Consider the following 9837-nt stretch of genomic DNA (forward strand, 5'->3'; position numbering starts at 1 on the left):
CGCTCCAGTTGTCCACGTGGGCGCCGAGATAGGTGTAGATGCCCAGGGTGACCGGAACGACGGTGCCCTTCGTCGTCAGGGTAAGCGCGAAGATGAAGTCGCTCCACGCGAACAGGAACGCGAACAGCCCCACGGTGATCAGGGAGTTGCGGCTGATCGGGACCACGACCGACAGGAACGAACGGATCGGTCCGGCGCCGTCGACGCGGGCCGCCTCGACGATCGAGGGCGGAACGCCGAGCATGAACGAGCGCAGGATCAGGATGCCGAACGGAATCGCGTTGGCCGCGTTCGCGACGATCAGGCCGGGCACGGAGTTGAGCAGGCCCAGCCGCTCGTAGAGCGTGTACAGGGCGTTGGCGATCACGATCCCGGGGATCATCTGGGAGAGCAGGATCGCCAGCAGGGCCCAGCTGATCCAGCCGAACCTGAACTGCGCGAGGGCGTAACCGCACGGTGCGGCGACGACGAGGGTCACGACCACGGTGCCGGACGCGACCAGCAGGCTGGTGATGAGGTTCCCGCCCTGGTCCCGCAGCGCGGTCCGGTAGCCGTCCAGCGTCGGGTCGGTCGGGAAGAAGGTCGCGGACAGCGTGTTGCCGCTGGGCTGCAGGGAGATGTTGAACATCCAGTAGACCGGGAACAGCATCAGCGCCAGGAGCACGATCGCGATCGCGGTGCGGACGGCGCCCCGGGAACGGCGAGAGGTCATCGGTCGATTCATCAATCGTAGATCCGGCGTCGGGTGGCACGCAGGTAGACGACCGCGAACGCCAGCGAGATGAAGATGAGGATGTTGCTCAGGGCGGCCCCCTCGCCGAACTTGAACTCCACGAACGAGCGCTCGTATGACTGTGTGGCGATGGTCTCGGTCGCGTTGGCCGGGCCGCCCCCCGTGAGGCCCAGAATGATGTCGATCACCTTCAGCGTGTAGATGACGCCGAGCATCAGCACGACGCCGACGACCTCGCGCAGGTTGGGCCAGGTGATGCGCCAGAACGCCTTCCACCCGGTGGCGCCGTCCAGGGCACCGGCCTCGTACAGCTCAGCCGGTATGTCCTGCAGTCCGCTGTACAGCAGCGTGAGGTTGAACGGGATGCCCAGCCACACGTTCACCAGGATCACGGCGACGAGCGCGACGTCCGGAGAGGTGAGCCAGGGAACCGGCGAGTCGATGATGCCGATGCGCTCCAGGGTGACGTTCAGGATCCCGCTGTCCTGCTCCAGGATCGCCCGCCACGCGGTGCTGCCCACGATCAACGGGATGAGCCACGGCAGCAGGAAGAGCGCGCGGAGCAACCTGTTGAGCGGAAAGTTCCGGTGGAAGAACACCGCCAGCGACAGCCCGATGACGAACTGCCCGACGATCGAGCCGGCGGTGAACAGGACGGTGTTGACGACCGCCTAGGAGAACACCGCGTCCTCGACCACCGCGACGAAGTTCTGCAGGCCGACCCAGGGCGCCTCGCCGGTGAAGAAGGTCCGCAGGCTGTAGTCCTGGAAGCTCATGACCAGGTTCTTGATCACCGGGTAGCCGAACAGGGCGGCGATGGCCAGCGCGGCCGGCAGAACGAACAGCAGCTCCGCGAGTTTCTCCCCGCGTCGGCCCGGCCGAGGGGCCGACGCGGGAGTCACGGGTTGGGGATCCGACATGGACGCCTCCACGACGAACCGGGCTAGGCGCCGGCCTTGGCCATCGCGTCGGCGGGAGCGGCTTGACCGGTCAGCACCAGTTGCAGGCCGGAGTAGATCACCTTGGCGGTGTCGGGCCACTTCTCGCCCAGCTTGCCGGTGCGGGCGCGGGCGTCCGCCACCGCGTCGACGAAGCCGCCCATCGCCGGGACGTCCGTCTTAAACTGGTCGGCGAGCGCGAGCTTCGTCGGCACCAGGCCGCCGTCCTTCGCGCGCGCCACCTGGTTCTCGTCGGTGTTCATGCACTTGACCAGGTCGGCCGCCTTACGCATCTTGGCGTCGTTGCCGGTCTGCGGAATGGTCCACGCCTCACCGCCGAGAGGTGCGGTCGACGTCTGGCCCTGGGTGTTGACCGGGAACGGGACCACGCCGAAGTCGACCTTCGCCGTCTGCAGGCTCGGGATCTGCCAGGGGCCGTTGAGCATCATCGCCGCCTTGCCCGCGATGAACTGGTCGTTGACGTCGGCCTGGTTCCAGGTGACCACGCTCTTGGACGCCGAACCGCTGTCCACCAGGTCCTTCCACAGCTGGAGGGCCTCGGCCACCTGCGGGCTCTTGAGATCGGTCTCGTCGCCGCCGTTGGTCCACATCGGCGGCAGGAACTGCCAGGCCCCCTCGAAGTCCGCGGTGGCGTTGAACGCGAAGCCGTACTGCTCGCCGACGGTCAGCTTCGCCGCGGCGGCCTTCAGTTCGGCCCACGTGGTGGGTGGAGCGACGCCGGCCTTCGCGAGCACCGCCTTGTGGTAGAAGATCGCGATGGTGTTGGCCGCCGGTTGCAGGCCGTACAGCTTGCCCTCGTAGGTCGCCGCCGACACCGGACCGGCCGCATATCCGTCGGTGGTGATGCCGTAGTCGTCCAGCGGCGCGAGGGCGCCGGTGGCGGCGATCTGCTGAATATCCGGATTGTCCAGCATGAGCACGTCCGGCAGCGTCTTCGACGACGCTTGTTGCAGCACCTTCTGGATAAGGGTCGGCCCGGGTACGGCCGTTCGGTCGATCTTCGCCACCCCGATCGACGTGCCGCACTTCTCCAGCAGGGCCCGGACCTGAGAGGTGGTCGGCTCGTCGGTGTAGTAGTCCAGGACGGTCAGGCTGTCCACCGCCTCCTCGGACGGGGACTCGTCGCCGCCGCACGCGGCAAGGGTCAGCGGTGCCAGGGTCGCCACGGCGGCGACGGCAGCCAGTCTTCTCATCAACATCATCGGTACAGCTCCTTAGCCGACTCGATCGCGCGGCGGTATAGCGCTTAACCGCCTGGGGACCAACGAGGTGACGGCTGTGTTGAGAATCGCGGTTAAGCGCTATACCTCGCTCGCGGTAGAGTGTGGGAGCCAGCCGACGGGTTGTCAACATGTTCGTTCGGACCAGGATCGGAGACGCGCGAATGGCGGTCACCATGCGTGAGGTGGCGCAGGCGGCGGGGGTGTCGATCGCCACCGTGTCGTTCGTGGTCAACAACACCAAACCGGTCATGCCCGAGACTCGGCGGCGGATCGAACGGGCGATGGCGGAACTCGGCTTCCGGCCCAACCTGGTCGCCCGCGCGCTCGCCAGTCGCCGTACCCAGATCCTCGCGGTGGTCACCCCGTTCTCCCGGCTCTGGCTGGGCGCCGCCACCCGGGAGTTCATCATCGGTGCCGCCACCGCGGCGAAGCAGGCGAACCACCACCTGGTGATCTGGCCGGTGGGCAATGACGGCAACGAACTGGTCACCCTCGTCGGGCAGAAGCTCATCGACGGGGTCCTGCTGATGTCGGTGCAGCTCGACGACGCGCGGGTGGAGGCACTGCGCGAGCTCGACACCCCGTTCACGCTCATCGGCCGCACGCGCGACGTCACCGGGCTGCACTACGTCGACATCGACATCACCGCCTCGATGCGGTCGGCCATGGACCACCTGGCCGAGCTGGGACACCGGCACATCGCGTTCGTCAACGGCGACCGGGGCGAGGAGGGTGTCGCCGGCTTCGGTCCCTACGTGCGCTCCGAGCGTGCCTACCGGGACCTGGCCGCCGAGCGGGGCATCGATCCGGTGGTGCTGTACTGCCGGTCGAACGTCGCGTCCGGCCGCGAGGCCGCGCGCGAGCTTCTGGCCCAGGCGCCGAGGACCACAGCGGTGATCATCCAGGACGAGGCCGGTGCGGCCGGCCTCGTCGCGGAGCTGAAGCGGCTGGATCGGGCCGTGCCCGACCGCATGTCGGTCGTGTCCATGTTGAGCTCGGCCGACTTCGCCGAGATGTGGGATCCGCCGTTCACCACCATCAGCACCCCCGGCATGGAGCTGGGCCGCCTCGCGGTCGAAGACCTGCTACGGCAGTTGGACGGCGGGCCGCCGCTGTCCGCCGTGCTGCGCACAGGTGTGTTCGTGCCCGGCGGCACCACCGGCCCGGTGTCCGGTTCCGCGACGGCGTGACGGCTCGTGGGCGCTACGCCTACTCCACGGGGGCGGCGAGGATCAGGTAGCTGCTGGCGGTCCACGTGTAGGCGCGGTCGCGCAGCCCGGTGCCGGTCTCGGCGTCGAAGTTCTCCGCGAAGCCGGACTTCTCGCAGAGGGCGCGGAAGCGGTGGCGGATGTCGTCGGCGAGGTCGGTGTGGCCGGCGCGGCGCAGGCCGTCCTCGATCAGAACGGTGGAGGGTGCCCAGATCGGGCCGCGCCAGTACCCGTCCGCGGTGTAGTGCGGTGAGTCGACCGGCTCGGTGGCCAGGCCGTGCGCGGTCAGGTGGGCTTCGACGGCGCGCCCGAGCGCCGCGCTGACGTCGGCCGGCAGGTCGGCGCCCAGGCTGATCGGCATGAGGTCGAGCAGGCTGGTGCTCTGCCGCGCCTCGCCGGTGTGTGCGCTGCGGGCGGTGAAGCGGTCGCCGGCCCACAGTTCGTTCAGCATCGCGGCGCGAAGCCGGTCCGCGGTACCGGACCACCGTGCGGCGGCATCGGGCCGGCCGAGCTCGGTGGCTAGCTCGGCGAGTTCGCGCGACTGGATGACCAGGAACGCGGCGAGGTCCGCGGTTTCGATGACGCGGTGGCCGTCGAAGGTGGTGGCGTTGTCCCAGCCGCTGTCGTTGCCGTGCTGGTAGTGCGGCAGGGCGTGGCCGGGCGCCAGCCGGGTGGTGAGCCAGAAATCCGACCACCGCGCCAGGCGACGGTAGGTCTCGGCCAGCTCCGCCCGGTCCAGCGGCTCGGGCAGTCGCCGGCGGATGTGGCGCAGCGCCCAGCCGTGGACGGGCGGCTTGACGAAGTTGTGAAGCACCTCCGAGTGCGTCACCGAGTCCGGCAGGGCACCGGCGGAGTCCTGGTGGTCGAACGGGAGCTGGAACTGGTGCCAGGCCAGATCCGGCTGCCCGGCGGCCAGGGCGATGGCGTTGAAGCAGTGGTCCCAGCTCCACACCTTGTCCATCCAGTGCTTGGACATGAGCACGGCGGGCCTGGTGACGAATCCGGCCGGTGCGACGGTGGCCGACCAGAGCACGTACGCGGCCAGTTCGGCGGCGGGCGTCGCGGGGCCGCGCCACGGCGCGACCGCGTCCAGGAACGCGGCGAACTCGGTGGCCGCCGCGCGGTGGACCTCATCGAACGCGATCGTGTGCCGGTACGGGCGGCGGGCCGTGTCGTACTCCTCGACGGCGACCTCCCACGGTCGGTCGGCGGGCAGGGTGACGGACCGTTCGGCCGTACCGAGGGCCTCAACGCCGGTGGCCCCGTCCACGTCGCCCCGCAGGACGGTGAGACGGTAGCGGCGGCCGGTCTCGTAGGAGGTGAACACGTACGCGCCGTCGACCGGGTCGCGGTAGAGGTACGTACCGCTGAACGGGGTGAGGGTGCCGGCGGCCGCGGCGATCCGCATCCCGAGGCCGTCGCCGCGCAGCCGGATCGTGCCCGCGTCCTCGAAGGCCGACTCGACGAGGCCGGTCCCGCGCCGCCAGGTCAGCAGCGCCGCGGTCGCCGTGACCACCGCGCCGCGGTCGGACGGGACGAACCGGAGCACGGGGTGCAGGCCGGTCTGGTGCGAGACCAGATGCAGCTCGTCGGCGTAGGTGTTCTCCGCCACCACCGGTGAGATGTCGATCCAGGCTCCACGGTAGCTGAACGGGACGTCCTGGATGGAGAACGTCGGACCGGACGGGGCGACGGCCATGTGCGCAGCTCACTTTCTCGCTTCAGCGGGTTCGGTTCGGGCAGGCGGGTACGCCTCAGTCCTTGACGGCTCCGGCGGTCACCCCCGTCGCGATGTACCGCTGGGCCAGGACCAGCAGGACGGTGGCCGGTACCGAGGCGACGACGGCGGTGGCCATGATGGCGTTCCATTGCTGGTTGTTGTTGCCGATGTACTGGTAGATGCCGAGCGTGATCGGACGGTGGTCGCCGCCGTTGTCCAGAGTGGACGCGAAGATGAAATCCGACCAGGCCCAGAGGAAGGCGAACAGCGACACCGTGACGACGGAGTTGCGGCTGACCGGCAGGACCACCGACCAGAACGTGCGCAGCGGCCCGGCGCCGTCGACCTTCGCGGCCTGCATGAGCTCCTCGGGTATGCCGGACATGAAGGCCGTGAAGACCAGCACCCCGAACGGCACCGCGATCGTGGAGTCGGCGAGGATCAGGCCGGGCACCGTGTTCAGCACGCCGAGGTTGAGGTAGATGGCGTAGAAACCCATCGCCATGATGATCCCGGGAATCATCTGGGCGATCAGCAGCGCGAAGGTGAGGGCGCCGCCGCCGACCGGACGCAGCTTGGCCAGCGCGTACCCGGCGGGTGCGGCGAGAGCCACGGTCAGCGCCACGGTGCCCAGCCCGACCAGCAGGCTGGTGCCCAGGTACGGCAGTTGCTGGTCGAACACCGCGCGGTAGCCCGCCAGCGTGCCGTCCGTGGGGAACAGGTGCGGTGGGCTCTCCCGCATGTCCTGATCCCGGGTGAACGACACATTGATCATCCAGTACACCGGGAAGAGCATGACCGCCGTCAGCACCACCGCGACGGTCGTCCGGACCGCGCCCCTCATGGTGCGTGCGCCTTCGTCATGCCCTCCCGGCCCTCGCTCCGCCCGGTGCGGTCGGTCATGACGCCTGCCTGCGCTGCGTCCGGATGAAGAGCAGGCCCGAGATCAACGCCATGATGATCAGGAGGTTGCCGACGGCCGCGCCCGGCCCGAAGGCGGGCAGCAGGTTGCCGAACCCGAGCCGGTACGACCAGGTGGCGAACGTCGTCGACGAGTCGGTCGGGCCGCCCCTTGTCATGATCCAAATGATGTCGAACACCTTGACCGTGTAGATGAACCCCAGCAGCAGCGTGATCGCCGACACCGGTCGCAGCAGCGGGAACGTGACACGCCAGAACCGTTGCCAACCGGAGGCGCCGTCCAGGGCGGCCGCCTCGTACAGCGCGGTGGGGATCGCCTGCAGACCGCTGTAGAGGACCACCAGGTTGAACGGGATGCCGATCCAGATATTGGCGATGGTCACCGAGGCGAGCGACCACTGCGGTGAGGTGAGCCAGTTGACCGGCTCGATCCCGACCGCGCCGAGCGCGGCGTTGATCACGCCGGCGTCGCTGTTGAGCATCCACGACCAGGTGGAGGCGGACACGATCAAGGGCAGCAGCCACGGTACGAGGAACAGCGCCCGCAGCGTTCGGGACAGCGGGAAGTGCCGGTGGAAGAAGACGGCCAGCGCCAGGCCGATGCTGAACTGGAAGGCCAGTGACGCCACGGTGAACACCACCGTGTGCGCCAGCGCCGGTCCGAACGTCGGATTGGTCAGGATCTCCCGGTAGTTGTCCAGCCCGGCGAACGGGGCGCCGCCGTGTACGAACGAGCGGACGGTGTAGTCGCGCAGGCTCAGCTCGACGTTGCGGTAGAGCGGGTAGGCGTAGAACAGCAGCAGGTAGATGGTCACCGGGGCGAGGAAGGCCCAGGCCGCCCACCGGCCCTCGCGACGACGGCGCCGCCCGCGGCCCGGCGACGCGGGCGGGGCGGTGGTGGTCACCGCCCCGCCCTGGCGCTCCAACGCCGGCGACGGATGGCGCGTCATCGCCTAGTTCGTCGCGCTCGAGGCCGCCGCCTGTGCCGCGGTCAGCGCCTCCTGCGGTGACTTCGAGCCGCTGAGCGCCGCCTGCATCGCGGTCCACAGCGGCTCGGATATCTTCGGGTACTTGGTGCCGAGGTTGTCGCTGGTGCGTCCCTTGGCTGCCCCCACCGCCTCCACCCAGACCTTGAGCTTCGGGTCGGCGGCCACCTGCTTGGCCTGTACGGCCGCGACCGGCGCGACGTAGGACAGCGTGGTGTCGGTGGTCAGCAGGTTGTCGGCGCTGGTCAGGCACGACACCAGCTTCTGCGAGGTCGCGTACCGCTCCGTGCGGCCCTGCACCGGGATGGACACGAACTCGCCACCGGTGGGTGCCGGCGCGGTGCCGCCCGTCCGGCCGGGGATCGGGATGATCCCGTACGCGAAGCCGAGCTTCTCGGCGTTGGCCAGTTGCCAGGTGCCGTTCTCGCTGAACGCGTAGTCCCCGCTGGCGAACTCCTGCCAACTGGTGGTCTGGGTGTTGTTGATGACCGAGTTCGGCGCGTACCCCTGCCCCAGCCAGTCGGTCCACAGCGTCAGCGCGGCGACGGACTGCGGCGAGTCCAGCGTGGTCAGTTGCGCGCCCGATCCCCAGAACCACGGCAGGAACTGGAAGCTGCCCTCCTCGGTGCCGATCGCGGAGAACGTGATGCCCTTCTTGCCGGCCGCCTTGACCTTGGCCAGCGCCGCGGTCAGCGACGGCCAGTCCGTCACCGAGTTCACGTCCACGCCGGCCGCGGTCAACAGGTCCTTGTTGTAGTAGAGGGCGAGTGTGTTCGCGCCGATCGGGACGCCGTACGTCTTGCCGCCGAGTTGGCCGGCGGCGATCAGGTTGGGCTCCATCGCCGAGATGTCGAGCTTCGTCTCCTCGGTCGTGGTCAGCACCCCCGCCTCGGCCAGCGTCGAGATCACCGGATTGTCGATGATCAAAACATCCGGGGAGTTGTCCTGCTGCGCGGCCAGCAACGCCTTGTTGGTCAGGTCGGTGGTGTCGAAGCCGGTCCGCTCGACCGTCACGCCCGCGGCGGTGCCGCAACCGCGCAGCAGCTTCACCCACTCGGAGTCGTCGCTGAACTGCGGGTACGGGTCCCAGATCGCGTACGTGCCCGAACCGGATCCCGCGGACGAACTGTCGTCGTCGGCGGCGGACGAGCAGGCGGCCGGGCCGCCCGCCACCGCCACCGCGACCAGCGCGGCGCCGATCGCGCGCCGCGTCCTGGCGGAAGTCTTCATGGGAGGCCCTTCCAGGTTCCTCGGTCTGAGTGGCGGCGTCCGGCCCGAAGTGTCGGCGCCGCCGGACCGGCGGGCCGCCGTCATGGGTGCTCCCGGTCGGACGCGAGAGGTCGGCCGGACGTTGGAACGAACCGATTCGCCGAATCGGTTCGACGGAACGATAGGCTCAACTCCGGTCGAGGGTCAAGACTGCTTCCACGGTCGGCAGCGGACCCTTCCACGACGGGCGGTCAACCGCCGAAGGCATTGACACGCTTGCCCGCGAGCCCTACGCTGCGGCGAACCGATTCGCCACGGAGGTGCGCCCGGAGGCCGGCGCCGCTGGACCGACGGGTGAGAATGGACGCGACCGACGCGGAATCCGAAACCGATTCGTGAGGGTGCGATGAACATCGGCGAGATCGCCCGCCGGGCCGGCGTGTCCCGCAGCACGGTCTCGTACGCGCTCAGCGGCAAGCGCTTCGTCTCCGAGCCCACTCGCCGGCGCATCCAGGCGGTCATCGACGAGCTCGACTACCGGCCCAACGCCGCCGCCCGCAGCCTGCGGGAGGGCCGGACCCGCACGCTCGGTCTGGTCATTCCGCCGGCCAGCCTGCGGCTGACCGACGTACAGCTCGGCTTCGTCGCCAGCGTCGTCGAAGCCGCCGCCCGGGTCGATCTCGACGTGTTGCTCTCGCCGTCCGGCGGGGACCACGACCGCTCCTTCGAACGGATCGTCAGCGGGCGACGGGTGGACGGTGTCGTCCTGATGGAGATCCGGCTCGAGGACGAGCGGGTCACCCGCCTACGGCAGACCGGGATGCCGTTCGTCACGATCGGGCACACGGCCCATCCGCAGGGCACCTGCTGGGTCGACA

Annotated in this window: 10 protein-coding genes; 2 read left to right on the forward strand and 8 right to left on the reverse strand. The window is 69.3% G+C overall.

What is annotated here, in order from left to right:
• The 4 genes from VFO68_RS02215 to VFO68_RS02230 form a co-directional block, all read right to left on the reverse strand.
• Positions 1–712, reverse strand: a 712-nt coding sequence (locus VFO68_RS02215; protein WP_325156422.1) for a carbohydrate ABC transporter permease, incomplete at its 3' end; no start/stop codon positions are given.
• A gap of 11 nt (positions 713–723) precedes the next feature.
• Positions 724–1386, reverse strand: a complete 663-nt coding sequence (locus tag VFO68_RS02220) for a sugar ABC transporter permease (protein ID WP_325156431.1) — start codon at positions 1384–1386, stop codon at positions 724–726.
• Between the two features lie 18 nt (positions 1387–1404).
• Positions 1405–1635 carry a hypothetical protein gene (locus VFO68_RS02225; protein WP_325156423.1) on the reverse strand — a complete coding sequence of 77 codons (231 nt, stop codon included), beginning with the start codon at positions 1633–1635 and terminating at the stop codon, positions 1405–1407.
• A gap of 41 nt (positions 1636–1676) precedes the next feature.
• Complete coding sequence (locus VFO68_RS02230) at positions 1677–2885, reverse strand: sugar ABC transporter substrate-binding protein (protein ID WP_325156424.1); 1209 nt, start codon at positions 2883–2885, stop codon at positions 1677–1679.
• 203 nt (positions 2886–3088) lie between these two features.
• Between VFO68_RS02230 and VFO68_RS02235 the strand changes: the two genes are divergently transcribed.
• On the forward strand, positions 3089–4105 hold the full coding sequence (locus VFO68_RS02235; RefSeq protein ID WP_325156425.1) for a LacI family DNA-binding transcriptional regulator: 1017 nt from the start codon (positions 3089–3091) through the stop codon (positions 4103–4105).
• A gap of 19 nt (positions 4106–4124) precedes the next feature.
• On the opposite strand, the gene VFO68_RS02240 is transcribed toward VFO68_RS02235, so the two are convergent.
• The 4 genes from VFO68_RS02240 to VFO68_RS02255 are packed head-to-tail and all read right to left on the reverse strand — an operon-like array spanning position 4125 to position 8980.
• Positions 4125–5822, reverse strand: coding sequence for an amylo-alpha-1,6-glucosidase (locus VFO68_RS02240; protein ID WP_325156426.1), 1698 nt, complete (start codon positions 5820–5822; stop codon positions 4125–4127).
• Positions 5823–5877: 55 nt separating this feature from the next.
• On the reverse strand, positions 5878–6687 hold the full coding sequence (locus VFO68_RS02245; protein WP_325156427.1) for a carbohydrate ABC transporter permease: 810 nt from the start codon (positions 6685–6687) through the stop codon (positions 5878–5880).
• Positions 6688–6742: 55 nt separating this feature from the next.
• Positions 6743–7714 (reverse strand): sugar ABC transporter permease, encoded by a 972-nt coding sequence (locus tag VFO68_RS02250; protein WP_325156428.1) that lies wholly within the window; start codon positions 7712–7714, stop codon positions 6743–6745.
• 3 nt (positions 7715–7717) lie between these two features.
• Complete coding sequence (locus tag VFO68_RS02255) at positions 7718–8980, reverse strand: sugar ABC transporter substrate-binding protein (RefSeq protein WP_325156429.1); 1263 nt, start codon at positions 8978–8980, stop codon at positions 7718–7720.
• 385 nt (positions 8981–9365) lie between these two features.
• Between VFO68_RS02255 and VFO68_RS02260 the strand changes: the two genes are divergently transcribed.
• Positions 9366–9837, forward strand: a 472-nt coding sequence (locus tag VFO68_RS02260) for a LacI family DNA-binding transcriptional regulator (protein WP_325156430.1), incomplete at its 3' end; no start/stop codon positions are given.

This window comes from Actinophytocola sp. (assembly GCF_035712165.1).
Classification (GTDB): domain Bacteria; phylum Actinomycetota; class Actinomycetes; order Mycobacteriales; family Pseudonocardiaceae; genus DASYTH01.